Source organism: Microcoleus sp. F10-B2 (assembly GCF_036704965.1).
Classification (GTDB): Bacteria; Cyanobacteriota; Cyanobacteriia; order Cyanobacteriales; family Microcoleaceae; genus Microcoleus.
The window spans coordinates 66,044-92,519 of sequence record NZ_JAUBTB010000022.1 but is presented as its reverse complement, the minus strand read 5'-3'; the positions used below and the strand labels follow the sequence as shown (position 1 = coordinate 92,519).

The following is a 26,476-nucleotide window of genomic DNA, read 5'->3' as shown; positions in this document are numbered from 1 at the left end:
TTTTGGCTGGCATACATTCTAACTAATGAGCGCTTATTTTATATTTATATTATACAATCTAGCTGCGTATCAGCTTATCAGCTTTATTGCCAAAATTAGTAACTCGATCGGCATTAATCATTCCCACTCGCAGCGAATCCCAAATTGCGATCGCCCGACAGGAAATTTTGACGCAGATGTGTGGGTGACTCCCCTGTGCCGATGGCAATTTGGTCGATCGAACACCATCAAAATTTAAGATTAGCCTCGCCCAGGGCGATCGAGTAAAATCACAGCACTTGCCCGTCGAGGGGTTAATCTGCTAAAACTAACAAAGTTTGATGATTTCTGGGAAATAACATAAATGGTTGCTACATCCGTCAAGATTAAACACGAAGTCAAAGACTTGTCCCTTGCCCCCTTGGGAAAACAACGCATCGAGTGGGCCGGTCGGGAAATGCCCGTTTTGCGGCAAATTCAAGAACGCTTCGCTAAAGAAAAGCCTTTCGCTGGCATTCGCTTGGCTGCTTGCTGCCACGTAACCACAGAAACCGCTCATTTGGCAATCGCCATCAAACTCGGCGGTGGCGACGCCGTACTGATCGCCAGCAACCCCTTGAGCACTCAAGATGACGTAGCGGCTTGCTTAGTTGAAGACTACGGCATTTCCGTCTTCGCCCTCAAAGGAGAAGACGCGGCTACCTACGAACGTCACGTCTACACAGCCCTAGACCACCGCCCCAATATTATTATCGACGACGGCAGCGACGTAGTAGCGGCACTGATCCAGCACCGCCCGAACCAAATTTCCGACTTGATCGGAACTACCGAAGAAACTACCACGGGCATCGTGCGCCTGCGGGCAATGTTGAAAGACGGCGTGCTGACTTTCCCGGCAATGAACGTCAACGACGCCGACACCAAGCACTTCTTTGACAACCGCTACGGTACCGGTCAATCTACCCTAGACGGCATTATCCGCGCTACCAATATTTTGTTAGCCGGTAAAAATATTGTGGTTGCAGGTTACGGTTGGTGCGGCAAAGGCACGGCACTGCGCGCCCGCGGCATGGGTGCTAACGTAATTGTTACCGAAATCGATCCGATTCGGGCGATCGAAGCAGTAATGGACGGTTTCCGCGTCATGCCGATGGACGAAGCAGCAACAGTCGGTGATCTATTTATTACCGTTACCGGCAACAAGCACGTCATTCGTGCCGAACATTTCGAGACAATGAAAGACGGCGCAATTGTTTGCAATTCCGGTCACTTCGACATTGAAATTGACCTCAAATCCCTTGGCGCAAAAAGCACCGATGTGAAAACAGTCCGGTCTTTCACTCAAGAATATCACCTCAATAATGGCAAGTCGATTATTGTGTTGGGCGAAGGCCGTTTGATCAACTTGGCAGCAGCCGAAGGACACCCCAGCGCCGTGATGGATATGAGCTTTGCTAACCAAGCTTTAGCCTGCGAATATCTGGTTGCGAACAAAGGCAAACTAGAGCCCGGTATTCACTCAATCCCCGTGGAAGTTGATAAAGAAATTGCCCGTCTCAAATTGGAAGCAATGGGTATTCATATTGATACCTTGACTGCCGAGCAAATTGAGTACACTAACTCTTGGACTTCGGGCACTTAATCATCGATTTATCTATCCCCACCGTAGGGACACGGCATTGTCGTGTCCCTACTTCTTCATGAACTTCCTTCTTCCAACTTCGGCATTCGGTCTTCCTGACATCCGTTACATCCCGTACATTGTTCGTTGCCGAACTTCCTTCTGCTATACCTATTACCAATTATTAAATCAAAATGGTTGAATGGATAACTAACACAATGCAGTCGATGGGCTATTTCGGAATTGGCCTGTTGATGTTTTTAGAAAATCTTTTCCCGCCCATACCATCAGAATTGATTATGCCGCTGGCAGGATTCACGGCATCAAAGGGTAATGATATGCAGTTAGCACCGGCGATCGCAGCAGGAGTAATTGGTACAGTTCTGGGGGCGCTTCCCTGGTACTATGCCGGTAAATTATTGAGCGAAGAACGCTTGAGGAATTTAGCCGACAAATACGGTAAGTGGATCGCAGTATCGGGCGCCGATATTGACAAAGCAAATAGATGGTTTAACAGACACGGCAACAAAGCCGTGTTTTTGTGTCGCCTCGTACCCGGAGTTCGCACCCTGATTTCCCTGCCCGCTGGCATCAATAATATGCCTTTAATTCCTTTTTTACTATACTCAACAGGCGGCACTCTTTTATGGGTAAGTTTCCTGACTTTTGCGGGATATAAACTAGGTGAGAATTATACACTTGTAGATGAATATCTCGGTCCTGTTTCCAAAATAGTTGTGGTGATTATAGTCATCTGGTGTATTTTGTGGATTGTGAAGAAGAATATGCAAAAAGAATAAAATCCTAGATAAATGCAGACACCACCAAAAACATCTGCGTTTATCTGCGTTTATCTGCTGTTATCTGCGGTTAAAAATCAATTTATCAAAAATTTATACAAATATTTAGAATTGATTGAAGTTTAGGCAGATAATCGTGGCAAAATAGGGAACACTCCTATCCGCGCTGTTAAGATATGTACGAAAAGATTGTAGCCCCGACAACAGGTTCTAAAATTACTTTCAAAGACGGTTTGCCGATCGTCCCCAATGACCCGATTATTCCCTTCATTCGCGGCGACGGTACGGGCGTTGACTTGTGGCCTGCATCCCAGAAAGTCATGGATGCTGCGGTAGACAAGGCTTACGGTGGCGATCGCAAAATCAACTGGTTTAAAATCTATGTAGGCGACGAAGCCTGCGATGTCTACGGTACTTACCAATATCTGCCCCAAGATTCCTTAGACGCCATCAAAGAATACGGAGTCGCCATCAAAGGGCCGCTGACAACCCCAATCGGGGGCGGCATTCGATCGCTAAACGTAGCTTTGCGGCAAATCTTTGACCTTTACGCCTGCGTGCGGCCCTGCAAATATTATGCTGGAACACCATCGCTACACAAAACTCCTGAACTCCTAGATGTAATTATTTACCGGGAAAATACAGAAGATATTTACCTCGGAATTGAATGGGCCAAAGGCAGCGACATCGGCAAGAAATTGATTGAATATCTCAATAATGAGTTAATTCCGGCAACACCAGAACATGGCAAAAAACAAATTCGCCTCGATTCTGGAATTGGGATTAAACCGATTAGCAAAACAGGTTCTCAGCGCTTAGTACGGCGCGCTATTACCCACGCTTTGCGGTTGCCAAAAGAAAAGCAGCAAGTAACTTTGGTGCACAAAGGCAACATCATGAAATACACCGAAGGAGCTTTCCGAGATTGGGGTTATGAATTAGCAACCACCGAATTTCGAGAACAGTGCGTAACTGAAAGAGAGTCTTGGATTCTGGGCAACAAAGAAAAAAATCCAGCTATTAGCTTAGAAGATAATGCCCGCCAAATAGACCCGGGATACGATGCTTTGACCCCAGAAAAACAAGCCAAAATTCGTCAAGAAGTAGCCGACGTTTTGTTTGCAATTTGGGACAGTCACGGCAGCGGTCAGTGGAAAGACAAGATTATGGTCAACGACCGAATTGCTGACAGTATTTTCCAACAAATTCAAACCCGACCGGCCGAGTATTCGATTTTGGCGACCATGAATCTGAACGGGGATTATTTATCCGATGCGGCCGCCGCCATTGTCGGCGGATTGGGCATGGGCCCAGGTGCGAATATTGGTGATGAATGTGCTGTTTTCGAGGCAACTCACGGCACTGCACCGAAACACGCGGGTTTAGATAAAGTCAATCCCGGTTCCCTGATTTTGTCCGGGGTGATGATGTTAGAATACATGGGATGGCAGGAAGCAGCAGATTTGATTAAGAAGGGTTTGGGAGCGGCAATTTCTAACGGTGAAGTTACTTACGATTTGGCAAGGTTGATGGAACCGCCGGTGCCTGAGTTGAAGTGTTCGGAGTTTGCTGAGGCGATTATTAAGCACTTTGCAGATTAGGTTTTAAAGATTTTTTAACCGCAGATGAACGCAGATAAACGCCGATAAGATTGGTAATATCTTTGTCTGTCTGCGGTTTAAAAATTGCTATTTTTGCAGTTCGGGAACAGCCATGCCGCGCTCAACGGCGGGACGCTTCTGCAAGGTTTCTACCCAACGTTTGAGGTGGGGGTGGTTGTCGAGGGTTAATCCTTGAAATTCGTAAATAGCAACCCAGGGATAGGTAGCAATGTCGGCGATGGAATAGTCGCCGCAGATGTATTCGTATTTTGCTAGTTGAGTGTCTAATACTCCGTAAAGCCGCAAAGTTTCTTTTTCGTAGCGCCCAATCGCATAGGGAATTTGTTCGGGGGCAAAGCGTTTGAAGTGGTTTAGTTGACCGAACATTGGCCCGACGCTGGCCATTTGAAACATCAGCCATTCCATAACTTGAAAGTATTTTTCTTTGTCGGTGGGCAGAAATTTGCCACTTTTTTCGGCCAGATAGATCAGGATTGCCCCGGACTCGAAGACGGTGATGCCGTTATCTCGATCGACTATCGCGGGAATTTTGCTGTTGGGGTTGATGGCGATGAACTCTGGGCTAAATTGGTCGTTTTTTGTGATGTCGATGACGTGCACGTTGTAGGGTAAACCTATTTCTTCGAGCATGATCGAGACTTTGCGACCGTTCGGGGTAGTAAAAGTGTAGAGGTCAATCATAGTTGTGATGTTAAGTTGAAAGTTTGCAAGGCAGTAAATAACCTGATATAATATCACAATTTGGACAAAATTTGCGGATTTTATATCTATTGTGTTAAAATTATATTCTAATAATAGAAGAATAACGATCGCTCGAAATGGACATTATTGAAATTCTCAAAGACGATTATCAAAGATTTCCCGATAATCAGACTTACAGCATTTATGCAAAAGATGTTTATTTTGAAGATCCGGTGAATCGATTTACAGGAGTCGATCGCTACCGCAAAATGATCGGGTTTATGGGGACTTTTTTTCAGGATATAAATCTCGATTTGCACGGCATTTCGCGATCGGGAGATACTATAGAAACTCGCTGGACTCTGAGCTGGATCGCACCGCTACCTTGGAAACCGAAAATGGCGATCGCCGGTAGGAGCGAACTTAAAGTCAACAGTGATGATTTAATTGTTTCTCACATCGATTACTGGGACTGTTCGCGGTTGGATGTGCTCAAACAGCTTGTATTTCCTGTGAAAACTAATGTTTGAGAATTTGGCTTAGGTTTTTTAGCAATAAAAAATAGTTTTTCAAGAGCGAGAGCCCTTTTTAAACCGCAGATATTAGCAGATAAATATAGATGAACGCTGATGAATTTTTATTTGTTGCAATTGATATCTGAGATAAATAATTTTAACTGATATTGACATGGCAGCAATTTCGTGTGTCGCCTGAAATGCGCTGTGTTCAGCGGTGGGCGATCGCCCAAATTAATTCCCCCACTAAATTAATTTTCGTTACATAACGTTACAATGTAGGAGTAAATTACTTTCAGGCGAGCTAAACAATCAATGCGCTTAATATTAATGACTGGAAAAGGCGGCGTCGGCAAAACCTCTGTAGCCGCTGCGACTGGGCTGCGATGTGCCGAATTGGGATACAAAACCCTAGTGCTGAGCACAGATCCCGCTCACTCCTTAGCCGACAGCTTCGACATGGAACTCGGACACGATTCGCGCCTGGTGAAACCGAATTTGTGGGGAGCCGAATTAGACGCTCTCAGGGAATTAGAAGGCAATTGGGGAGCCGTTAAGCGCTACATTACTCAAGTCTTGCGAGCGCAGGGGCTCGAAGGGGTGCAAGCTGAAGAATTAGCCATCTTGCCAGGAATGGATGAAATCTTCGGTTTAGTACGAATGAAGCGGCATTACGACGAAGGCGAATTTGATGTTTTAATTATCGATTCTGCTCCGACTGGCACAGCATTGAGACTGCTAAGTTTGCCGGAAGTTGGCGGCTGGTACATGAGAAAATTTTACAAGCCGCTGCAAGGCATATCAGCCGCCCTTCGACCTTTAGTTGAACCTATTTTTAGACCAATTGCGGGTTTTTCTTTACCAGACAAAGAGGTGATGGATGCACCTTACGAATTTTACGAACAAATCGAAGCTTTAGAAAAGGTTTTAACTGACAATACTGTCACTTCGGTAAGGTTAGTTACCAATCCAGAAAAAATGGTAATTAAAGAGTCTCTGCGCGCTCATGCCTATTTGAGTTTGTACAATGTAGCTACTGATTTAGTAGTAGCTAACCGGATTATTCCCGCCGAAGTAACTGACCCATTTTTTAAACGGTGGAAAGAAAGCCAGGAGCAGTACCGTCAGGAAATTCACTCGGATTTCATGCCGCTGCCAGTTAAGGAAGTGCCACTTTATTCAGAAGAAATGTGCGGTTTGCCAGCTTTGGAACGCTTGAAAGAAACGCTTTACAAAGACGAAGACCCCAGTCAAGTTTATTACAAAGAAAATACGATTAAGATCGTCCAGGAAAACAATCAATATAGTCTTGAACTGTATTTGCCCGGAATTGCTAAGGATCAGATTCAGTTGAGCAAAACGGGAGATGAGTTGAATGTTCGGATTGGGAATCACCGCCGTAATTTGGTGTTGCCGCAAGCTTTGGCGGCGCTGCAACCTTCGGGGGCAAAGATGGAGGATGATTATTTGAAAATTAAGTTTGCTTAACAGGACTTACGCAGGCACGCTACATATAGTGTGCCTGAGTAAGTATTGATTTTAGCTAAAAAATGCTCAATCTTATTTACTTGCGAAAATATCACAATTATAACCGCTCCAATGATTTGTTATAACCCGATCGCTTAACAATTATTTCTGCTCGTGCGATCGCCGATAACTTCTCTGGACTCAACAACGAAACAGATCATTTCTAGTTCCCTGAACTGCGCTTCAAACGATTACTTTAATGGAGCGATCACTGCGATATACTAGCTAAACTCCCTCGCAGCTAAGGGCTTTAGATGTTAAAATATGTGAGGATATTTAGGATTATCTGTGCTGAGTATATTTACAAGTTTGTCGAATACATAGCAACCTTTGGTGGTAACGATCTCAACTTCTTCATCTAGTTGCAAATCATCCCACAAATAAGGATTTACTTGAAATCGAAACTTTCCTTTGAAGTTGGGAATCTCTTCCTTGAGCTTTGGCAACATAGTTTTTTCCCCTTTTGAATCAACTCTATAGCCACTCTTAATATACACATGGATATAATAGACATTTTCACGGTAACTCCGAGATTGATAAATGACTTGTTCTTTAGAACATATTGCTACATCGATCACATTGGGCTTCTGATTTTTCGCTGTGAACTCTGCAATCCATTCAATAAAAAGCGCACTCATTGCACATATTAAAAACACGATCAATGGAACAATTAATGGAACTATTGCTAATAGTGTAAAAGCCAGCAATAACAAACTAATTATTATCCCAACAACTCCAATCATACGGGATAAAATAGCTAAACCGAGAACATCCCCTATCTCTGAGGAAAAAATATTAGACTTCTCACTTAGTGAACCTATAAATGCTTCGTAAGCAGCGTAAATCTTTTTCGATTCATTGTAGCTCATAAAAATATCCATTTCTCAAACTTTAGATGATACCAATTTAGGGGCTAAAGTTTTACATATATCTGTTAAAGCTTTTTGCAAAAAACGATCCTCAGTCTAGGAAGGGGGTTTAAATTTTCGGCGGTTTATGGATTTTAGGCGATCTCTACTCCACACACTGTCCGAAATAAATCGAAAGTTACTGTAAGGATCATCTAATATTTTCAAATCACGGCTCAAAAAATAACTTGTAGATTTGTACGATCGCTCACGCACTGCTGCTACAGCGATACGAGCTCAATTCATAGTGTCAATCTACTCGGTTCAGGCGATAAACAAAGCAATCATCGTCACCGAACTTTCGGTACTCGATAAATTGAAAGCCAAGACGTTCATAGAAGTTGTGGGCCCGAGTATTATTGGCAAGCGGATCGACGAGGACAGCTTTCACCGCCGGATCTGCGAAACATCTGACAATTGCAAGCTGCATCATTTGTGTTCCATAGCCTTTGCCTAAATCAGCCTCTTTCCCAATCCAAATGTCAATGGCACGAAGATCCGCCGCAACATCACCCCAATAGTTTGTCTCCTCGCGTTCCGGATCGATGATTTGGATAAATCCGATTGGACGACCATCGATTTCAGCAATCAATTGTTCTCTCCAATCGGGCGCGCGCTCAAGTTCTACCTCCCAAGCCCAGTCATCGTTAGGATCTGAGGCAATTACGTGAGGTTGCTCATCCCACTGTCGTAACAGATCCAAATCAGCGGAAGTCGCGGAGCGTAGATTAATCATAACTTCACGTTTGAACGTCTAATTTGTGATAGCTGAGATCCGATTTTTCCCAGGTAATTGTAGATCGATCGCCCTCGCTTACCCTGACTAAAATCATCATCTACTTCCATGACTATTCCTCTCCCTCTTCTTTTCCATCCTCTGCGCCCTCTGTGCCCTCTGCGGTTCGTTCAATCTTTCCTGGATTCAACTCAATCTTTTTCTGCTGGCGTTCCGACGCAGCTTTTTGCAGCATTTTCAACTTTTCTGGGTCAGCATCCGATCGCCAAAACAACTTATGATCCTTAATCTTAACGCAGTTTTCCTCCAAACACTTCACCCATTCCCGATGTTTTTTAACTGCGCCACGATCGAGAATCCCTAACTTTTCTTCTTGGCGGCTGAGTTTCGCAAATTTTTCGTAATGCGGATAACTAGCAGTAACAAAAGCTTCTTTTCTCACTAAAATTGGCGGATTGTAGACATCCGAATAGTCTTGATAGCTGACAGAAAGGTTGCGCAAATGTATGTGCATAGCCGTGTGGAGGGCTGGATGCGGGTTAGTGTCAAAATCGGGATAAAATAAATAGGAAATTTGAGGTTTGCGAGCGTAAAATTTGATGATTGTCGCGCCGTCAAGCCTGCCGATTGTGCGGTTGGCGCAGCCTTCGTAGAGCCTGAGCAAAGGATCGAGTTCTTCCAAAGCTGAGACGTGAACTGAAAGGGAACCGGGCTGTTTGTAGCCGATCGCACTATCTTCGCAGCAATCCGCAACAATATCAGGTTTGCCCAAACTGTACAGCATTAAATCAGCCAAAGTGCAAGCTTTTTGATAATTGTCAAACAAACCTTTGATATCGTTGCGGATTTGAGCCGGGAGTCGGCGCATTGAAGGTCGATCGCCCAAACCGTTGAGAGCGAGATATACTAGCAAATCCTGGCGGCGTTTATCGGCGATTTTCTCCCAATCATCCGCATCCGTTGCTTGCAAAATCACCCTCCAAGCGCGATTAAAACTGTGAAATTCCTCCTTAATTGGCGATTCTTCCGCTAATTCGCCTTTAACCGGAAGGCGGCCCCGATCGCTCACAAAAGCCATCAAAGGAGCCAGCATTTCCGCATAATCCTCAAACCGCTTAACTTGCGATCGCACTCTGGGAGTCGATAAGTGTGATCGAAACCGAGAAGCACGAAAACTTTCACCCTCCGCAGCATCCCGAAACACAAAATAAATCCCCAAAGCCACAGGAATTGCATCAACACTCAAAACTTGGTCGATATAAACCTTCAACTCTTCTTGTTCGTAATACTTCTGAAAAGTATTGCGAGAAGTAATCACCCCATCCCCATAAGCAATTTGGCCTCGATCGCTATCATCAATCAAAACCTGAGCCGCCACAACTAATAAACTCTTAGTTAATTCCCAAGCATTCAGCAAAGCTTCTCGGCGTTCCGCCAAAGATTCAATTACATTAATCACATAACCAATATTCACAATATCCGCACAAATTCGCGGAGTATCCGGCTGATAGTATGGGTCCCAACCCGAAATAGCATAACCCTCTTGTGCAATATATTTAACATCCCCGCCGTAACCGCAACCGTAATCAAAAAAAGTCGCCCCATCGATTGCTAAATCAGCTTCTAAAACCAAACGCAAAGGTTTAGAAAGCGAGTTGCGTACCATCGCAGCTTTGTGTCGCTCGATTTTGGGAATTGAAAGGTCGCTATTCTCCTGTTTCAAACGCTCGACAACAGCATGATCTTGAATTTCCACACCGCAATATCCCAAGTATTTGAGCCAACCCTCGCGAGTGCCGATAACGCTAGTATTGTCAAGCAGTCCCCATCCTTCCTCGCTGCGAGTCAGTCGAGCAAACTTTTCGTAATTCGGATAATCCGCACTTATAAAAGTTTCCTTCCGGTGCAAAACCGGGGGATTTTCGCTGTTGCTGTAATCGAAACATTTAACTTCCCCTGTTTCCAGATTAATTTGGATGCTGGTTTGCAAAGCAGGGTGAGCATCTGTATCGAAATCAGGGTAAAAAAGATAAGATATTTTAGGTCGTGCGAGTGAAAATTTAACTAAAGTTGCTTCTTCAATATTTTCCAGAGTATGTCTGGCACAATTTTCGTAAATTACGAGTACAGGATTGAGTCTCTGCAGAGCTGAAACGTGAACGTAAAAAGCCGTCGGTAATTTTTTTCCAATCTTGCTTTCCCGACAGCAGCGAGCCACTTTTGCCACCAGATTATCCACCACAACTGCCTGATATTCTCCCTCGTTCCCCGCCAGTTCTGGGGAACGCATAGCCGGAGGATCTGCCTCCTGTTCGTACAACAAAACTTCCCGAGCAAAAGCCATCAAAGGCGTCAGCCTTGCTCCATTATTTTCGACGGGCTCGCTCTCTAAGATAGTGTTTTTACTGGTATCGTAAGTCATAGCTAAATTAATTTTTTTAATTAACCGCAGAGAACGCAGAGGACACAGAGTGAAGAAAGAAAGGAATCAAGAAATAGAACTTAGGCAGAACTTATATATTTAGGGTGCGCAGTCCGTACTTTACCTCTTTATTTCTCAGTCACGCGAAGGCTAATTTGGTTGGTATAGTTGCGATTTCTATCGGTGACTATAATAATCGACTACTATCTACTAGCAGATTAACCAAACATTCGATTTTCCACAAATTCTTTAACTCTGGCTAAATGAGTTGACAAACTCCTTAATATGTTCTCAACCCCCTCAATTGTTGACAGTTCCAGAGCTAGCGGTTCAAATTGAAAGACTCGCGCTTGATGTTCCAATTGTGCAGCTAAATTTGACATCAAAGCAACTCCCACATTAGCCGAAGTTCCCTTGAGACGATGTGCTTGATATTCGACAGTTTGCCAATCTTTAGCTTCTACAGCTATTTTGGCAGCAGCCACATCAGCTTGCGCGTTTCCCACAAATGCTTGCAAAAGTCGCTCTGGCAATTTAATATTAACTCGTCCGAGTTGCTCCAATCTGCTCTTGTCGAACAGTCCGTCGCAGTCTGCGTGTTCCCAATTTGGAAGTGCGATCGCCCTTGGTGGCGGTACACCCACAACCTGCGCTTTTTCCCACACTTCTTTATAATTTGTTGCTAAGTGAGAATTGTTTTCCCATTTAATACTTTTAACTCCATACTTATTTTCTAACTGAACATTTTGGGCTTCATACTTTTTCAGTGCCGCCGCCAAAGCCTCTAAATCTACAGGTTTGCTGAGATAATCATCCATCCCCGCCGCCAGACATTTTTCTCGTTCCCCCGGCATAGCGTGAGCAGTTAAAGCAATCACAAAAGTATGCCGATCGCCTCCTTCGATTTCCCTTAACTTTTGTGCGGTTTCGTAACCGTCAAGTATCGGCATTTGACAGTCCATCAGCACTAAATCATAGGTGTTGTCTGCCAGCAAATTCAGCGCTTCTTGACCGTTGGCGGCGCAGTCAGCGTGATAGCCTAAAGCCGCTAACTGTTCGACAATAACTTGTTGATTTATCGGGTGGTCTTCCACCAGTAAAATTCTCAGCGATGACGGCGAATTGGGAGTAAGATCTTGAGAATTAACTGCTGGCAACTTGTCAGTATTAGCATCTTCCAAGTTCCCAACATTGCCCGTTTCCTTAACCGGAGCCAGCAAAGCTTCAAGCAGGCGGGAAGGCCGCACCGGTTCGAGTACATAGCCGCTAAAACCCCGGTTGCAAAGCGCTTCAGCTTTCGACTGTTCCCGCAAAGCAGTCATGGCGATTAACGAGGCAACTGGCTGCATCGATCGCACTTTCAAACCAAATTCCTCCGCATCCAAATCCGGCATTTGCAAGTCCACAAGCACCCCATCGCAGCTTTTTTTCCCTTCCCCCGAATGCTGAGAAATGCCGCCCTGAGCATTTTTCAACCAAGTCAAAGCATCAGTAGCACTTTCTGCCTCGTCGCAGCGGGCACCCCAACTTTGAGCGAGCGATCGTACCGCCGCCCTCCTCAAAGCGCTTCCAGAGATTACTAACAGCTTCTTACCCGCAAGTTCTGGCTCGCGAGGCTCAACTTGCAACTGTTTTTCTAAAGGTATAGCAAACCAAAAAGTCGAACCGCTGCCTAGCAAACTGCGAACCCCAATGTCGCCTCCCATTGTCTCGACTAACTGCTTGCAAATAGCCAAACCCAAACCCGTTCCGCCGTAAGGCCTAGTAGGAGAATCGTCTACCTGAGAAAAAGATTGGAACAGCTTTGTTTGCCCTTCTTCCGAAATTCCAATGCCAGTGTCCCGCACCGAAAATAGCAATTTTGCACCTTCGGGGCCTTCGATAGATCGATCGCCCCGCTTGACAGTTATGTGAACTAAAACTTGACCGCGATCGGTAAATTTTATCGCATTCCCCGTCAAATTTAACAAAATTTGCTTTAACCGGCCAGAGTCGCCCACTAATTTTTTCGGCACCGAACTGTCAACTAAAATATTCAATTCAATATTTTTTTCCTCTGCCAAAGGTGCCACTATGGCTATCACCGATTCAATGCAGTTATCCAAATCAAAATCAGCTTTTTCCATCCGCATTTCTCCCGCTTCAATCTTAGAGAAATCGAGAATATCATTAATCACGCTCAGCAAATGTTCAGCACTGCGGTAAATAGTCTGAGCGCACTCCCGCTGTTTCTGTTCCAGAGGAGCGCGCAGCAGCAATTGAGCCATGCCCAAAACCCCATTCATCGGAGTGCGAATTTCGTGACTCATGTTTGCCAAGAATTGCGACTTCACCCGGCTCGCTTCTAGGGCCGTTTCCCGCGCTTCCACCAACTCGTTAATCTTGTCAGCCACCATCACAATTCCTCCCACTTTGCCGTCGGGATTGTACCAAGGGTGAGCGGCCCAGCGCAGGTACATAACAGAACCGTCTGCTCGTTCCCAAGCATCTTCGCTGACAGAAACTACCTCACCTTTGAGCACTTGTTGATACATCACTTTCCAGCGATTCGGCGTATCTGGAAACAATTCGTAATGACTGAGATTAGTTAGGGACTGCCACTCGAAATTAAATTGAGTCAGCCATTTGTGAGAGTTAGCTAAATAGCGCATTTCCGTATCGAACATCGCCATTGCTACCGGGACGCAATTAATAATTTGTTTCAGTTGCTGCCGTTCCCTTTCTAGAGCATCTTCCGCCTGTTTCCGCTCAGTAATGTCGCTAATCATGCCGGCCATCCGCAGCGCTTTTCCTTGGAAATTTCGCTGAGCTTTTCCCTGAGAAGTGCAGTAACGATAAAAACCGGAAGAGTGCAGCAGCCGGAATTCTACATTGTAGTCTATTTCTTGTTCTAAGTGAGCGGCGATCGCCGTGACGATGCCCTCCTTGTCCTCCGGGTGCAGGCGGTTGTAGAGAGCTTCCATAGTGCTGCCAAATTCCTCCCGCGATAAACCGATAATTTCCAAAAGGCGATCGTTCCAATAAACCTCGTTTTTACTTAAATCCCAATCCCAAATTCCGTCGTTCACTCCCTCTAAAACTAACCTGTACCGTTCCTCGCTTTCCTTAAGTTTTTCACTCGTATGAAACGCCTCAAATTCGGCGCGGTAAACGCGAATGGCATTGTACAAACTGCGGGACAAACTCTCTGGAGACATCTTGCCTTTAGCGATATAATCTGAAGCTCCCGCTTTCATCAATTCCACAGCAATTTGTTCGTCGCCTTGACCTGTGAGCACAATTAAGGGAACTTTTATCCCAGCTTCCCGTACATCTTGCACCAAAGTCAGTCCGTCTCCGTCGGGCAAGCCGTAGTCTAGAAATACGCAGTCAAATTTGCACTCAAATATCTGATTTAATAGCAGCGAATTTTCTGTATCCTCAACCTCGCTTAAATAATGTTGAGATTTATCTTGTTTTGAAAGTTTCGCGCTCGCCTGGGTAGAATTTTTGCTGACCGAGAGTTTGGTCAGGGCATCCGCGCAGTCTTCTGCTTCTGTAACTTCTGCCGCAACCCCAGCGGACTTGAGCGAGCGTTTGACCGCCATCCGATCGACTGCATCGTCATCAACTATCAGAATTTTGAGAATTTTGTCCATAACAACCGAATTGTGGATTACTCCGAAAAAGTTGGAGTCTGTAAAAAGGAATGCAAACAACTGCACAGATGAAAAATCACAAACCACATTGAATTTTATTATTAAAAAATTACTATTTTAGGGTATTTCGCTCAGCATCCAGTATCTGTTGAGAGTCGCCATAACTTCCACAAAGTTAGAAAAAGTGACAGGTTTAAGAATATACCCCGCTACATTTAAATTATAAGCTTCTACCTTATCTCTATCTTCATTAGAAGTTGTGAGGACGATCACCGGAATCGACCTCAAACTTTCATCCAGCCGCAATTCTCGCAAAAACTCGATCCCGTTCATTCTCGGCATATTCAAATCAAGCAAAATCAACCGGCGCGCTTGAGGCATTGCAGGCTCTATTTTTGCTTCTCCGCGCAATATAGCTAGAGCTTCTAATCCGTTAGCAGCCATGTAGAGGGGGTTAACGATATTATTTTTTTTGAACGCTCTCCGGACGTTCATCACATCAACCTCATCATCTTCTACCAAGAGGATATGAATTTTTTTGTCTTCCATAAATCAGCCATTTTACAGATGTTTTTTAAGCGCCAGTCTCGTTGGCGAGGTTCAGTCAGCACAGAGCGCGAACCCAGCAGCTCTAATTTCTATTGTCCTTTGTCAAGAATCATTTATGTCTCAGCCAATCGCGTTATCTATCTACAGGCATACTCGCCCTCACGGGCATGAGTGGGGCAGCCGAGAACCAAAAACTCGCCAATAACGCCCTCAGAGAGCTACTGTAAAATCTAAAACTCATCTACATTATTATTAATCGCCATGTCAGCCGATCGCAAACTCTACGAAGGCAAAGCCAAAATCCTCTACTCCACCGAAGACAGCGAAATTTTGCTGACCCACTTCAAAGACGACGCCACCGCCTTTAACGCCCAGAAACGGGGCAGCATCGCCGGCAAAGGCGAAATCAACTGTGCCGTATCCGCGCACCTGTTTCGGATGCTAGAAGCCAAAGGCATTCCCACCCACTACATCGACACGCCGGCCCCCAACGAAATGCGAGTCTGCCGCGTCCAAATCTTGCCCTTGGAAGTAGTTGTCAGAAACATTGCCGCCGGCAGTCTTTGCAAACAAACCGGACTCGCCCTGGGCACAATTATCAATCCGCCGCTGGTCGAGTTTTATTACAAAAACGACGATTTGGGAGACCCGCTGCTGACCCGCGACCGACTGCTGTTAATGCAGCTAGCCACCCCCGAACAAGTAGACCAACTAGACATCGCCGCCCGCGAAATTAACGAAATACTCAAGGAATTTTTCAGCCAGTGCGGCATCACTCTAGTAGACTTCAAACTAGAATTCGGTATCGACCAACATCAAAATCTGATTCTCGCCGACGAAATCAGTCCCGACACCTGCCGCCTCTGGGACAACGCAGAAGCCGACCCCGACGCCCGTGTTATGGACAAAGACCGATTCCGGCGCGACTTAGGATCGGTAGAAACCGCTTACCAGCAAGTTCTCCAACGGGTTCTAGCTCAGAAAGTCTAGAGGCCTTGGCAATGCGCTAGAATTGCACAGTTTGTCACCCTTGTGATTTCGATGTCAGCAATCAGCGGTCAACAGTCATATCAATTAGCGGTCAGCGCGAAATTCAACCGACTTAATAACTAATGACTCATGACTGATGACTAATGACTAATGTGGTGTGTGGATTCCAAAAAAGTGAACAAAAATGCGTTTATCTGCTGTATTGGTGGCAGTTTTTACTGCCTCAGCAACATTCGGGTTATCAAATTCGGCAAGCGGCCAAACATCCTACTCTGAATCAGCAGAGGAAGCTTTGGCTGCCGCCGGGCCCGCCCCGTCGATCGAATTACCCGATCGCCCCATTGCAGAATTAACCCAAAACCCTCCTCAAAACCGCAAAGCCGCTAAAACTAGCAAAGGGGAAGCCCTAAAAATAGCTGCGGCCCCTGCCAGAGGAGAGAACGACGAGCCCCCAAACCGAGTCACAGACCCGTCTTCCCCGGTTTCACCTGCGGGCATTGAACTCAAACCCGAGCTAGCATCCAACCCCTCTCCCGCCTCTAGCAGCCAAAACGCCCTGCACGGGCGATCACAACTCGGGAGCGCGCTCCCCCCATCGGAAGCGGCTGTAACGCCCGCCTGGATCGCAGCAGAGCTAGGGAAACCAGAGGAATCAGGGGCGATCGCTCAAAACGCCCCAAGTCCCCCCAGACTGCCCCGGATCAGACCGGCTCAGCCCCAACCGGCTCAGCCGCGACCGACTCCGACCATACCTCCCCCTGCCACACCTCCCGCTATCATCTTTCCCCAATTGCCCCCTGGCCCAGCACCGCAGCCGAGACAAACCCCCGCACCCGCCGGGCCCGCCGAACCGCAAGTGCTAGTTGCAGAAGTTACCGTCACCGGGGCGACGGAAGACTTGGAAAGCGAAATTTACCGAGTCATCAGCACCCAACCGGGACGCACGACCAACCGCAGCCAACTGCAACAAGACATCAACGCCATTTTTGCCACGGGCTTTTTCAGAAACGTGCGGGCAGTACCCGAAGACACCCCGTTGGGCGTCCGGGTAACTTTTATTGTCCAGGCAAATCCGGTGCTGCGGGGAGTGACAATCACCGGTCAGCAAGTGCTGCCCCAAAGCGTAATTGACGAAAGCTTCCGCGATCAATACGGCAAAATTCTCAACCTCCGCCGCTTTGAGGAGGGAGTGAAAAAAATTAATGCCTGGTATCAAGACAACGGCTATGTTTTGGGCCAAATCACTGATGCCCCGCAAGTAGCAGACGACGGAACAGTGACCCTGCAAGTGGCAGAAGGTCAGATCGAATCCGTTGATGTCCGCTTCCTGAACAAGGAGGGAGAGGCAACAGATGCCACGGGTCAGCCCATCGGAGGCAACACCCGTCGGTTTGTCGTCACCCGCGAAGTCGAACTCAAGCCCGGAGACATCTTTAACCGCACCAAGGCGGAAAGGGATTTGAGACGGGTGTTTGGTTTGGGAATTTTTGAAGACGTGCGGCTTGCCTTGGAACCGGGAACGACAGACCCCCGCAAGGCAAGGGTAATTGTCAACGTCATTGAGAAAAATACCGGTTCTCTGGCCGCGGGTGCGGGTTTGAGTTCCGCGACGGGTTTGTTCGGTACGGTGAGTTACCAGCAGCAAAACTTGGGCGGTAGGAACCAGAAATTGGGGGCTGAAGTACAAATCGGGGAACGCCAAACGCTGTTTGACCTGAGTTTTACCGACCCCTGGATTGCGGGCGATCCTTACCGGACTTCTTTCACGGCTAATCTTTTTAGAAGACGATCGATCAGCGTGATTTTTGACGGCGGCGAACAGGAAGTCAGATTGCCCAACGACGATCGACCCCGCATCGTCCGCACCGGTGCCGGCATCAATTTCACCCGTCCCCTGTCGCGCAATCCTTTTGCCGATTCTGAGTGGACTGCTTCACTCGGCTTGCAGTACCAGCGAATCTCAATTACCGATCGCAAAGGCCGTCGCGAATCCCGGGACGAACTCGGCAACCTGTTAAGTTTTAGCGATTCGGGTTCGGATGACTTGACAACACTGCAAGCAGGTGTTGTGCGCGATCGGCGCAACGACCCCCTCCGCCCCACTAGCGGTTCCCTGCTCAGATTTGGCATGGAACAATCGATTCCTGTAGGTTCCGGCAGCATCCTGTTAAACCGCCTGCGGGCCAGCTACAGCTTGTACGTACCAGTCAAGTACACTAACTTTACCCCCGGCCCTCAAACCCTGGCATTCAGTTTTAGAGGCGGCACCGTATTCGGAGATTTGCCTCCCTACGAAGCCTTTGCCTTGGGCGGCGCCAACTCGGTGCGCGGATACGACGAAGGCGACATGGGAGCGGGCCGCAGCTTCCTAGAAGCCAGCGTTGAGTACCGTTTCCCGATTATTTCGTTTATCGGCGGAGCGCTATTTTTGGATGCTGGCACCGACTTGGGCACGGGCAAAGATGTCCCGGGCGACCCGGCCGGTATCCGCGAAAAGCCCGGTAGCGGTTACGGTTACGGCCTCGGCGTGCGGATTCAATCTCCTTTAGGGCCGATCCGGATCGATTACGGTATCAACGACACCGGCGACAATCAAATTCACTTTGGGATTGGTGAGCGATTCTAAGTTGGCAGTTGGCAGTTGGCAGTTGGCAGTTGACAGTTGGCAGTTGACAGTTGACTACTGACTACTGACTACTGACAGTTGACTACTGACTACTGACTACTAACTAATGACTATTCAACGTACCTTAAAATCTGAATTTGAACTGTCGGGAATCGGCTTGCACAGCGGCGAACAAACTCGCGTCCGAGTTTTGCCTGCTGGGGCTGGTGAAGGCCGCTATTTTGTCAGAATTGACTTGCCCGGTGCTCCAATAATTCCTGCAAAAATTGAGGCGGTTTGCCAGACTGCTCTTTCAACTGAACTGGCAGGTATCGACGGTCAAATTCGCACTGTAGAGCATCTATTAGCCGCTTTGGCGGGGATGGGAGCGGATAATGCTCGAATTGAGGTTGATGGGCCGGAAGTGCCGCTGCTGGACGGTTCGGCTCTGGTTTGGGTAGAGGCGATCGCCCGTACCGGCTTAGTTCCTCAAGCATCGAAGCAAGACCCCACTTCCTCCTTCGTCCTAGAACAGCCAATTTGGGTGCGCCACGGGGATGCTTTTGCAGCGGCTTTACCCTCAGCCGAAACTCGATTTAGTTACGGAATTGATTTTGAGGAACAGGCGATCGGCAATCAATGGTACAGTTGGTCGCCAGAGGCAGAAAGTTTTGCGGCGGCGATCGCCCCAGCCCGCACTTTTGGACTTGCTCGCCAAGTTGACCAATTGCGACAAGCAGGTTTAATCAAAGGTGGTACCCTAGAGAACGCCCTAGTTTGCGATCGATCCGGCTGGCTCAACCCGCCCTTGAGATTTGCCAACGAACCGGTGCGCCATAAAATCCTAGACTTAGCAGGCGACCTCAGTCTGCTAGGAACTTGGCCAAAAGCTCACTACTTGGCTTACAAAGCCAGTCACAACTTACACGTCCAACTCGCCCAAGCCCTGAAATCGGAAGCTCTAGCTACGCTAGATAAAAGTTAGGAAAAAACAGGCGATCTGTTAAGATTGCATCTGCCTTCTGCCTTCTGCCTTCGGGAGCATCTCATATTTGTAAAAACACTTCTTATGGCTCCTTCCTTCTTCCTCTTTCCTTCTTCCTCTTTCCTCCTGCCTCCTGCCCCGCAGCCTCGGGCCTTAAAACTCCAATTTCTAGCTTAACTGCTTTCATTGAGATGCTCCCTCTGCCTTCTGCCTTCTGCCTTCTGCCTTCTGCCTTCTGCTTTCTGCCTTCTGCCTTCTGCCATACCACACTCAAAAGTCTTCAAGCAATGTCCACGCTGACTGAAGTTAACACCCTCAATACTGCTAATTCTGAATCCGCCCCCACCAACAACGGTGAGGATTCTCCAGCGGTTAAATCTACTTTTACTCTCGAAGAAATTCAGAAATTATTGCCTCATCGCTATCCTTTTGCACTGGTTGACAAGATTGTTGATTACGTGCCGTCCGAGAGGGCTGTAGGAATTAAAAATGTGACTTTCAACGAACCGCATTTTCAAGGTCATTTTCCCGGACGGCCGATTATGCCTGGGGTATTAATTGTCGAAGCGATGGCTCAAGTTGGCGGTATTGTTCTGGCTCAGTTGCCCGACATCGAGCAAGGATTGTGGATGTTTACCGGAATTGATAAAGTCAAGTTCCGCCGTCAGGTTGTACCGGGCGATCGGTTGCTGATGACTGTAGAATTGCTGTGGGTAAAACGCCGTCGCTTCGCAAAAATTCAGGCTCTGGCTGAAGTAGACGGACAAAAAGTTTGTGAAGGAGAATTGATGTTTTCGATGGTAGATTAAATTGGGAATTGGTAAGAGTTTGCGGGTAATTGTGAGTGGTTATTTTTGAGTTTTGAATTTAACTTGAAACCGCAAAGCGTTGCGAAGAACCAAGCAATCTTCAAATTAAAAAGTTTCCTTCTTACCTCTTCCTTCTTCCTTCTTCCTTCTTCCTTCTTCCTTCCCACTTACCAGCAAAAAAATTGACAAATGCTTACTTTGATTCACCCAACTGCTGTGATTCATCCCCGCGCCGAACTTCACCCGACTGTAGAAGTGGGAGCTTATGCTGTAATTGGGGAAAGAGTGAAAATCGGGCCGGATACTAAGATTGGTGCCCATGCAATTATCGACGGGCTAACAGAAATAGGCGCTCGCAATCAAATTTTCCCCGGTGCGGCTATTGGTTTGGAACCTCAAGATTTGAAATACGAGGGTTCTCTGACTAGGGTGAAAATTGGCGACAACAATCTCATTCGGGAATACGTGACAATCAACCGCGCTACTGGAGCGGGGGAAAGCACGACAATTGGCAATCATAATCTATTGATGGCTTATGTTCATGTGGGACACAATTGCGCGATCGCCGATCGAGTAATTATCGCCAATGCTGTAGCCTTGGCCGGACACGTTAAAATCGAGTCTCAAGCCCGCTTGAGCGGTGTTTTAGGCGTTCACCAGTTTGTCCACATCGGCCGCTTGTCTATGGTGGGCGGCTTGAGCAGGATCGATCGAGACGTACCTCCTTATATGCTAGTCGAGGGGAATCCTTCGAGAGTGCGAGCAATCAACAAAATAGGCCTCGAACGCGCCGGTTTTACCTCAGAAGATTTGCTAGTTTTGAAGAAAACTTTTCGTATTCTATACCATTCTGGCTACACTCTAAATCAAGCTTTGGAACAGTTGGATTTGTTGCCAGAAAACCCCCACTTGCAGCACCTGCAGAGATTTTTGCAGCAGTCTGTAACCAAAGGGCGGCGCGGTTTGATTCCTGGCAAAAAGTGAATCAGGTAAAATAAACCTATGAACTAAGCGACTGTTGCCCTATGAATGTATATACTTCAGTCAAATCTACATCCCCTGAAACAGAACAAGATGGCTGCATCAGGTTCTCAGATGTGAGTTGGGAGCAATTTGAAGCTATAGAAGCAGCTTTTAAAGATTTCAGAGGTGTGAAATTTTTCTATCTCGATCGACTACTGCAAATTATGACTGTCTCGCCCGAACACGAAATAATCAAGAAAACTCTCTGTATGCTGCTAGAGGCATATATGAGAGCAAATGGGATTCGATTTTACGGCAAGGGCGGGCCGACTTTGGGTAACAGAGAATTAGGGGGTAGAAAAGAGCCAGATGATTCCTATGATATAGGAACCCAAAAAATAGTTCCAGATATTGCTATTGAAGTGGTAATTACCAGTGGCGGGATAAATACTCTAGAATTCTACAAAAGATTGGGTGTTCGGGAAGTATGGTTTTGGCAAAATAGTCAGTTATCTCTCTATTACTTAACAGGTGAAAATTATCAGGAGATTGCCAGGAGTACATTCCTTCCCGATCTGGACTTAGAATTACTACTACGCTGTGCTAATATGCCAGATCAATATGATGCTGTTACCGAGTTATTAGCAAACATCTCACCTGTATAAAGTCCGAATATGAAAATTTTTATCAGCACTGGTGAAGTTTCTGGGGATTTGCAAGGAGCTTTGTTAATTGCAGCCTTAAAACGTCACGCTGTCGCCGCTGGTTTGGAGTTAGAAATAACAGGATTGGGCGGCCATCGTATGGCGGAAGCTGGTGCTACTATTTTAGGCGATACTGTGGGCATTGGTTCTATGGGTCTGATAGAATCAGTACCGTATATTTGGCCGACGATCCAAGTTCAGCAAAAAGCTAAACAATATCTCAAAAACTTCCGCCCCGATGCTGTTGTATTGATTGATTATTTGACTCCAAATCTCGGTATTGGCAGCTATATCCGCCGCTGTTTGCCTGATTTGCCAGTGGTTTGGTACATCGCACCTCAAGAATGGGTTTGGTCGATTTCTCCTCGCAATACCGATCTGATTGTCAATATTTGCGACAAACTTTTGGCAATTTTCCCCGAAGAAGCTCATTATTATCGAGAAAAAGGAGCTCAAGTGAGTTGGGTTGGGCATCCTTTGGTGGATAGAATGCAATCTGCGCCCTGCCGGGAAGTTGCCCGCAAAACTTTGGGAATTGGGTCGGAACAGGTGTCGATCGCCCTAATTCCCGCTTCCAGACACCAAGAACTCAAGTACCTGATGCCGGTTATATTTGAGGCCGCTCAAATTATTCAAGCTAAATTGCCGGAAGTTCATTTTTGGATTCCCCTTGCTAATCAAGCTTTCCGCCGCAAAATCGAACAGGCGATCGAGAATTACGGTTTGCGGGCTACTTTGTTAGAAAATCAAACTCTGGAAATCTTGGCTGCTGCCGATCTGGCGATTACTAAATCTGGTACTGTTAATTTGGAGTTGGCTTTGCTGGATGTTCCACAAGTTGTCCTCTATCGCGTCAGTCCGATTACGGCGATTATTGCTCGCCACGTGCTGAAATTTTCGATTCCTTTTATGTCTCCCCCCAATTTGGTGCAAATGAAGCCGATCGTCCCGGAGTTGCTGCAAGACGAGGCGACTGCGGAAAATATAGTGAATCACGCACTGGAATTGCTGCAAAATGCCGATCGGCGCCAGCAAATGAAAGCAGGTTATCGGGAAATGCGCGAAAGTCTCGGAGATGTGGGTGTGTGCGATCGGGCCGCTGCGGAAATAATGAAAAATGTCAAATTAAATACAGCTTATTAAAGCAATTTTTGTATTAAAGGGTTATGTATAAACCCGGTTCCTTTGTGACTGGCTAGTGGACAAACTCACGATTTATTACCCGAAACACGGTTGATTTCCTTAATTTCTATTAAAGCAACTTTTTTATTGAAATGTTATGCCAAGCAATCGGAAAAAGCGACCGATCGCTGTTGATTTATTTGCAGGCGCGGGCGGCATGACCCTGGGCTTTGAACAAGCAGGTTTTGATGTACTTGCCTCAGTCGAGATTGACCCAATTCACTGCGCCACACACCAGTTTAATTTCCCGATGTGTTCTATTTTGTGCAAAGATGTCGCAAAGCTTACGGGATCGGAAATTCGGAAAAAATCGGCGATCGGGCGGCGCGAGATAGACGTAGTAATCAGCGGTTCGCCCTGTCAAGGATTCTCGATGATGGGCAAGCGCGATGTAGACGACCCGCGAAATTCTCTAATTTTTCACTTTCAGCGCTTAGTTTTGGAGCTAAAACCAAAGTTTTTCGTAATGGAGAATGTGCCGGGAATTGCGTCAGGAAAACACAAAGAACTCCTGAATGTTTTAATTAGCTCTTTTATGGAAGCAGGCTATCAAGTAGAAGAAAACTATCAAGTTCTAAACGCCGTTAACTACGGAGTGCCACAAGCTCGCAAACGATTGTTTCTGATTGGCTGCAAAAAAAATTATGAGCTGCCAAAATACCCTCAGCCAACGACTGTACTCCCGAAAATTAAAGTCCCAAAACGGTATAAAAAAGTTAATTTACCTGCTGTCCCGACAGTTTGGGATGCTATTGGAGATTTGCCGGAAGTGGAAAAATACAGCGAGTTGCTGCACCGAGATTGGGTAATGGCAGAGTACGGAAAGTGCAGCACTTATGCGAGTCTAATGCGCGGAATTGATGATTTGGATGATGATTATTCCTACGATCGCGAGTACGATCGACAAATCCTCTCTTGTAGTTTGCGAACTAAACATTCTCAGGAATGTATGGAAAGGTTTCAGGCGGCAAAACACGGCGAAAAAGAGCCGATCAGTCGTTTTTACAAGCTACACCCCCAGGGAGTTTGCAACACTCTCAGGGCGGGAACCGACAGGGCGAGGGGGGCTTATACTTCGCCGAGACCGATTCACCCGATCGCCCCTCGGTGCATTACAGTCAGAGAAGCTGCGCGGCTGCATTCCTATCCTGACTGGTTTAGATTTCACGTTACAAAATGGCACGGTTTTCGCCAAGTCGGAAATTCTGTACCGCCGCTACTGGCGAAAGCTGTAGCAGCGCAGATTATTAGCGCTTTGGGCGTGGAAGCAATTAAGCCGAGTCTCAAGCTGACATGGGGAGATGATTCGCTGCTTAAACTGAATTGGTCGGAAGCAGAACAATATTATCTAAAAAGTTAAGAGTTAGATTTAATTATCTCTAACGGGGAATGGGTGAGTAGTAAACCGCCCCCTGTATCAGTGGACACAATTCGATGACCCGCAGGAGATATCCCGCCTAGTTAAACAAACCGACAATGTATTCCGACGGATTGTGCAGTTTTTTTAAGATGACAGCGGGGCAACTATTTCGACTACTGGTTTGCTATCCAAGGCGTAGCGATCGTCCTATACACCAAATAGCAACACCAACATCTAAATACTATTTAAGATTTTAGATTGTGAAAGTCTCCCGATAAAACATTTTGATAAATTTCGCTGAGTTTTGCAACAATTACGAGTCTTTTGGCATTCTAGAGCTATCGTGTAAAAAGTGTATTTTCAGGAGACTCAACTAATATGGGTTGGTTTAAAAGACTGTTCGGACTCGAAAAGCCTGAAGCCCCGGCTGAACCGATGGCACAAGTAGTACAGCAAGCAGCACAAGCGCAATCCATCGCTCCTGCTAAAGTCGGCCCAGACGGAAATTTTGACGAAAGTGGCTTAGCGAAGCGGGTTGCTTTAGCTTTTGACAGCGATGCAGAAGTTGCTGATATCGAGACTGTTTATGTGGCTCAGCTCAGCGGCACGGTTGTTCTCAAAGGTCAAGTTCCCAGTCAGGCAATTCTCGACAAGTTGGTGGCGATCGCCTCTGCTGAAGAAGGTGCCACAGGCGTGCAAACCGATCAGGTGACAGTCGGCTAGTTATTCGGAACCGAACCAGTTTCGCTCCGGGTGCTGCTCGAATCAGCCAAAAACTCGATTAAACCCGCTGCGGCGGGTTTTTTCTTGCCGTCTCCCCCTCAAAATATTAATTTTTGTAAAACAAAGCGATTTATCTAAAAAAACAGTATAATTGAATACAGAAACTAAAAAAGTTTTAGCGAAGAAAAGCAAACCTGACCTGACTGCCCTTTTTATCTGGATAAATATAAGGATCAAAAAATATGAAACTCACTTATCGCGGCTCAAACTACGAGTACGACATTCCGACAGTTGATATGATCGAAGGCGAAGTCGCGGGCAAATACCGGGGCCAAAACTGGAACTATCGGTATCCGAGACACATTCCCAACCCCAAAAAATACGGCGGCACAAACAATACCAAAAAGCGAGATTCTCAAACTCGCGATCGGGATGTCGCAGCAGCTAGCGCCTCAGCGAGGGGGGAATATTACCCAACAGTTGTGGAAGTGGCGCAAGTTCACCAGGCGAATATTTGCAATATTCTCGATCGTAGAAAGGAAGCAGCCAAAGCCAAGGGCGATGAAACACTCCTGCGCTTGCTAGAAATTGAGTCGAGACAGATGGTTTGTTAGAGAAAAAGGTCATAAAGTCGAATATTTGTCAAGAGGGGGAAATCGAGTTTAACTCAATTTCCCCCTTTTGATGCTGTTTGTGCGATCGATCTTGCACCCTCGAAGCGATATCAATCGTCGGGATTTTGGGCGATGCGATCTTTTTTAATGCGATCAATCTCCTCCACACTCTTTTGGGTGCGATGGGTTTTGACGATTAACTCTATAGCTTGAGCAATCATCGACGGGATAACATCGAGGACGGGTTTACCTGAAAGCACATCGAGATTTCCGTTGATGCCGATAATAAAGGCTTGTGTGACAAATGCGATCTCTATAACTCGCCCCACAAACTTTTGACAATTGTCTTGATTTTTTTCGCTTTTTGTAATCCGGTTAAACATATTTTGTGTATCTCTGAAGGTCATGATTCAGTGATACTAAAGTGTAGAGGTTGAAATTAAGGCAGTTCAGTTCAGATATTAAGTTCCCTGTTCTGATATCTTGCTACGTTCGCCATCAAGTCCGAAATATTTTTAGTCCACTTAAGTGGACTTTCGCTAT

General features: G+C 46.4%; 24 protein-coding genes. 16 read left to right on the top strand and 8 right to left on the bottom strand.

What is annotated here, in order from left to right; all coding sequences use genetic code 11:
* Positions 1-25: 25 nt before the first annotated feature.
* The 4 genes from QUA99_RS11370 (at position 26) to QUA99_RS11355 (ending at position 4,001) form a co-directional block, all read left to right on the top strand.
* Positions 26-238, top strand: a complete 213-nt coding sequence (locus QUA99_RS11370) for a hypothetical protein (protein ID WP_333235369.1) — start codon at positions 26-28, stop codon at positions 236-238.
* A gap of 105 nt (positions 239-343) precedes the next feature.
* Positions 344-1,621, top strand: a complete 1,278-nt coding sequence (gene ahcY, locus QUA99_RS11365; RefSeq protein ID WP_333235367.1) for an adenosylhomocysteinase — start codon at positions 344-346, stop codon at positions 1,619-1,621.
* Positions 1,622-1,794: 173 nt separating this feature from the next.
* The gene (locus QUA99_RS11360; protein WP_333235365.1) at positions 1,795-2,400 is read left to right on the top strand and encodes a DedA family protein; all 606 of its coding nucleotides are present in this window, start codon (positions 1,795-1,797) and stop codon (positions 2,398-2,400) included.
* Between the two features lie 176 nt (positions 2,401-2,576).
* A complete protein-coding gene (locus tag QUA99_RS11355) occupies positions 2,577-4,001 on the top strand; it encodes an NADP-dependent isocitrate dehydrogenase (protein WP_333235364.1) in 1,425 nt (474 codons plus the stop codon).
* A gap of 87 nt (positions 4,002-4,088) precedes the next feature.
* Here the strand turns inward: QUA99_RS11355 and QUA99_RS11350 are convergent, their stop codons facing one another.
* Positions 4,089-4,703: a glutathione S-transferase N-terminal domain-containing protein gene (locus tag QUA99_RS11350; RefSeq protein WP_333235363.1), complete on the bottom strand. Its 615-nt coding sequence runs from the start codon at positions 4,701-4,703 to the stop codon at positions 4,089-4,091.
* A 137-nt stretch (positions 4,704-4,840) separates the two neighbouring features.
* Between QUA99_RS11350 and QUA99_RS11345 the strand changes: the two genes are divergently transcribed.
* Both QUA99_RS11345 and QUA99_RS11340 read left to right on the top strand, forming a co-directional pair.
* Complete coding sequence (locus QUA99_RS11345; protein WP_333235362.1) at positions 4,841-5,233, top strand: DUF2358 domain-containing protein; 393 nt, start codon at positions 4,841-4,843, stop codon at positions 5,231-5,233.
* A 300-nt stretch (positions 5,234-5,533) separates the two neighbouring features.
* Positions 5,534-6,706 (top strand): TRC40/GET3/ArsA family transport-energizing ATPase, encoded by a 1,173-nt coding sequence (locus QUA99_RS11340; protein ID WP_333190745.1) that lies wholly within the window; start codon positions 5,534-5,536, stop codon positions 6,704-6,706.
* 296 nt (positions 6,707-7,002) lie between these two features.
* Here QUA99_RS11340 and QUA99_RS11335 read toward each other — a convergent pair whose 3' ends face one another.
* The 5 genes from QUA99_RS11335 to QUA99_RS11315 all read right to left on the bottom strand — a co-directional run bounded on the left by QUA99_RS11335 (position 7,003) and on the right by QUA99_RS11315 (position 14,998).
* On the bottom strand, positions 7,003-7,614 hold the full coding sequence (locus QUA99_RS11335) for a hypothetical protein (protein WP_333235361.1): 612 nt from the start codon (positions 7,612-7,614) through the stop codon (positions 7,003-7,005).
* 289 nt (positions 7,615-7,903) lie between these two features.
* A complete protein-coding gene (locus QUA99_RS11330) occupies positions 7,904-8,389 on the bottom strand; it encodes a GNAT family N-acetyltransferase (RefSeq protein WP_333235359.1) in 486 nt (161 codons plus the stop codon).
* Between the two features lie 112 nt (positions 8,390-8,501).
* Complete coding sequence (locus QUA99_RS11325; protein ID WP_333235358.1) at positions 8,502-10,811, bottom strand: DNA phosphorothioation-associated putative methyltransferase; 2,310 nt, start codon at positions 10,809-10,811, stop codon at positions 8,502-8,504.
* Positions 10,812-11,029: 218 nt separating this feature from the next.
* Positions 11,030-14,449, bottom strand: coding sequence for a response regulator (locus QUA99_RS11320; protein WP_333235357.1), 3,420 nt, complete (start codon positions 14,447-14,449; stop codon positions 11,030-11,032).
* 117 nt (positions 14,450-14,566) lie between these two features.
* Positions 14,567-14,998 (bottom strand): response regulator, encoded by a 432-nt coding sequence (locus QUA99_RS11315; RefSeq protein ID WP_333235355.1) that lies wholly within the window; start codon positions 14,996-14,998, stop codon positions 14,567-14,569.
* A 261-nt stretch (positions 14,999-15,259) separates the two neighbouring features.
* Between QUA99_RS11315 and purC the strand changes: the two genes are divergently transcribed.
* The 3 genes from purC (at position 15,260) to lpxC (ending at position 19,578) form a co-directional block, all read left to right on the top strand.
* A complete protein-coding gene (gene purC / locus QUA99_RS11310) occupies positions 15,260-15,988 on the top strand; it encodes a phosphoribosylaminoimidazolesuccinocarboxamide synthase (RefSeq protein WP_333235353.1) in 729 nt (242 codons plus the stop codon).
* A gap of 184 nt (positions 15,989-16,172) precedes the next feature.
* Positions 16,173-18,614 carry a BamA/TamA family outer membrane protein gene (locus tag QUA99_RS11305; RefSeq protein WP_333235351.1) on the top strand — a complete coding sequence of 814 codons (2,442 nt, stop codon included), beginning with the start codon at positions 16,173-16,175 and terminating at the stop codon, positions 18,612-18,614.
* Positions 18,615-18,720: 106 nt separating this feature from the next.
* On the top strand, positions 18,721-19,578 hold the full coding sequence (gene lpxC / locus QUA99_RS11300) for a UDP-3-O-acyl-N-acetylglucosamine deacetylase (protein WP_333235350.1): 858 nt from the start codon (positions 18,721-18,723) through the stop codon (positions 19,576-19,578).
* An 82-nt stretch (positions 19,579-19,660) separates the two neighbouring features.
* Here lpxC and QUA99_RS11295 read toward each other — a convergent pair whose 3' ends face one another.
* Positions 19,661-19,846, bottom strand: a complete 186-nt coding sequence (locus QUA99_RS11295) for a hypothetical protein (protein ID WP_333235349.1) — start codon at positions 19,844-19,846, stop codon at positions 19,661-19,663.
* Positions 19,847-19,865: 19 nt separating this feature from the next.
* On the opposite strand from QUA99_RS11295, the gene fabZ reads away from it, so the two are divergent.
* The 7 genes from fabZ to QUA99_RS11260 all read left to right on the top strand — a co-directional run bounded on the left by fabZ (position 19,866) and on the right by QUA99_RS11260 (position 25,933).
* Positions 19,866-20,387 (top strand): 3-hydroxyacyl-ACP dehydratase FabZ, encoded by a 522-nt coding sequence (gene fabZ / locus QUA99_RS11290; RefSeq protein WP_333235348.1) that lies wholly within the window; start codon positions 19,866-19,868, stop codon positions 20,385-20,387.
* Positions 20,388-20,576: 189 nt separating this feature from the next.
* Positions 20,577-21,371, top strand: coding sequence for an acyl-ACP--UDP-N-acetylglucosamine O-acyltransferase (gene lpxA / locus QUA99_RS11285; protein WP_333235347.1), 795 nt, complete (start codon positions 20,577-20,579; stop codon positions 21,369-21,371).
* Positions 21,372-21,412: 41 nt separating this feature from the next.
* Entirely contained in the window at positions 21,413-22,015 is a 603-nt protein-coding gene (locus QUA99_RS11280) for a Uma2 family endonuclease (protein WP_333235346.1), read from the top strand.
* 9 nt (positions 22,016-22,024) lie between these two features.
* Positions 22,025-23,197 (top strand): lipid-A-disaccharide synthase, encoded by a 1,173-nt coding sequence (gene lpxB / locus QUA99_RS11275; protein WP_333235344.1) that lies wholly within the window; start codon positions 22,025-22,027, stop codon positions 23,195-23,197.
* A gap of 136 nt (positions 23,198-23,333) precedes the next feature.
* Positions 23,334-24,596 (top strand): DNA cytosine methyltransferase, encoded by a 1,263-nt coding sequence (locus tag QUA99_RS11270; RefSeq protein ID WP_333235343.1) that lies wholly within the window; start codon positions 23,334-23,336, stop codon positions 24,594-24,596.
* Between the two features lie 378 nt (positions 24,597-24,974).
* Complete coding sequence (locus tag QUA99_RS11265) at positions 24,975-25,319, top strand: BON domain-containing protein (protein WP_333235341.1); 345 nt, start codon at positions 24,975-24,977, stop codon at positions 25,317-25,319.
* 242 nt (positions 25,320-25,561) lie between these two features.
* A complete protein-coding gene (locus QUA99_RS11260; protein ID WP_333235339.1) occupies positions 25,562-25,933 on the top strand; it encodes a DUF4278 domain-containing protein in 372 nt (123 codons plus the stop codon).
* A gap of 110 nt (positions 25,934-26,043) precedes the next feature.
* Here QUA99_RS11260 and QUA99_RS11255 read toward each other — a convergent pair whose 3' ends face one another.
* Positions 26,044-26,316: a hypothetical protein gene (locus QUA99_RS11255; protein ID WP_333235338.1), complete on the bottom strand. Its 273-nt coding sequence runs from the start codon at positions 26,314-26,316 to the stop codon at positions 26,044-26,046.
* Positions 26,317-26,476 lie beyond the last annotated feature (160 nt).

Excerpts from the sequence above, each read along its gene's own strand:
- QUA99_RS11370 (WP_333235369.1), top strand. The coding sequence starts at position 26 with ATGAGCGCTTATTTTATATTTATATTATACAATCTAGCTGCGTATCAG.
- ahcY (WP_333235367.1), top strand. The coding sequence starts at position 344 with ATGGTTGCTACATCCGTCAAGATTAAACACGAAGTCAAAGACTTGTCC.
- QUA99_RS11360 (WP_333235365.1), top strand. The coding sequence starts at position 1,795 with ATGGTTGAATGGATAACTAACACAATGCAGTCGATGGGCTATTTCGGA.
- QUA99_RS11355 (WP_333235364.1), top strand. The coding sequence starts at position 2,577 with ATGTACGAAAAGATTGTAGCCCCGACAACAGGTTCTAAAATTACTTTC.
- QUA99_RS11350 (WP_333235363.1), bottom strand. The coding sequence starts at position 4,703 with ATGATTGACCTCTACACTTTTACTACCCCGAACGGTCGCAAAGTCTCG.
- QUA99_RS11345 (WP_333235362.1), top strand. The coding sequence starts at position 4,841 with ATGGACATTATTGAAATTCTCAAAGACGATTATCAAAGATTTCCCGAT.
- QUA99_RS11340 (WP_333190745.1), top strand. The coding sequence starts at position 5,534 with ATGCGCTTAATATTAATGACTGGAAAAGGCGGCGTCGGCAAAACCTCT.
- QUA99_RS11335 (WP_333235361.1), bottom strand. The coding sequence starts at position 7,614 with ATGAGCTACAATGAATCGAAAAAGATTTACGCTGCTTACGAAGCATTT.
- QUA99_RS11330 (WP_333235359.1), bottom strand. The coding sequence starts at position 8,389 with ATGATTAATCTACGCTCCGCGACTTCCGCTGATTTGGATCTGTTACGA.
- QUA99_RS11325 (WP_333235358.1), bottom strand. The coding sequence starts at position 10,811 with ATGACTTACGATACCAGTAAAAACACTATCTTAGAGAGCGAGCCCGTC.
- QUA99_RS11320 (WP_333235357.1), bottom strand. The coding sequence starts at position 14,449 with ATGGACAAAATTCTCAAAATTCTGATAGTTGATGACGATGCAGTCGAT.
- QUA99_RS11315 (WP_333235355.1), bottom strand. The coding sequence starts at position 14,998 with ATGGAAGACAAAAAAATTCATATCCTCTTGGTAGAAGATGATGAGGTT.
- purC (WP_333235353.1), top strand. The coding sequence starts at position 15,260 with ATGTCAGCCGATCGCAAACTCTACGAAGGCAAAGCCAAAATCCTCTAC.
- QUA99_RS11305 (WP_333235351.1), top strand. The coding sequence starts at position 16,173 with ATGCGTTTATCTGCTGTATTGGTGGCAGTTTTTACTGCCTCAGCAACA.
- lpxC (WP_333235350.1), top strand. The coding sequence starts at position 18,721 with ATGACTATTCAACGTACCTTAAAATCTGAATTTGAACTGTCGGGAATC.
- fabZ (WP_333235348.1), top strand. The coding sequence starts at position 19,866 with ATGTCCACGCTGACTGAAGTTAACACCCTCAATACTGCTAATTCTGAA.
- lpxA (WP_333235347.1), top strand. The coding sequence starts at position 20,577 with ATGCTTACTTTGATTCACCCAACTGCTGTGATTCATCCCCGCGCCGAA.
- QUA99_RS11280 (WP_333235346.1), top strand. The coding sequence starts at position 21,413 with ATGAATGTATATACTTCAGTCAAATCTACATCCCCTGAAACAGAACAA.
- lpxB (WP_333235344.1), top strand. The coding sequence starts at position 22,025 with ATGAAAATTTTTATCAGCACTGGTGAAGTTTCTGGGGATTTGCAAGGA.
- QUA99_RS11270 (WP_333235343.1), top strand. The coding sequence starts at position 23,334 with ATGCCAAGCAATCGGAAAAAGCGACCGATCGCTGTTGATTTATTTGCA.
- QUA99_RS11265 (WP_333235341.1), top strand. The coding sequence starts at position 24,975 with ATGGGTTGGTTTAAAAGACTGTTCGGACTCGAAAAGCCTGAAGCCCCG.
- QUA99_RS11260 (WP_333235339.1), top strand. The coding sequence starts at position 25,562 with ATGAAACTCACTTATCGCGGCTCAAACTACGAGTACGACATTCCGACA.
- QUA99_RS11255 (WP_333235338.1), bottom strand. The coding sequence starts at position 26,316 with ATGTTTAACCGGATTACAAAAAGCGAAAAAAATCAAGACAATTGTCAA.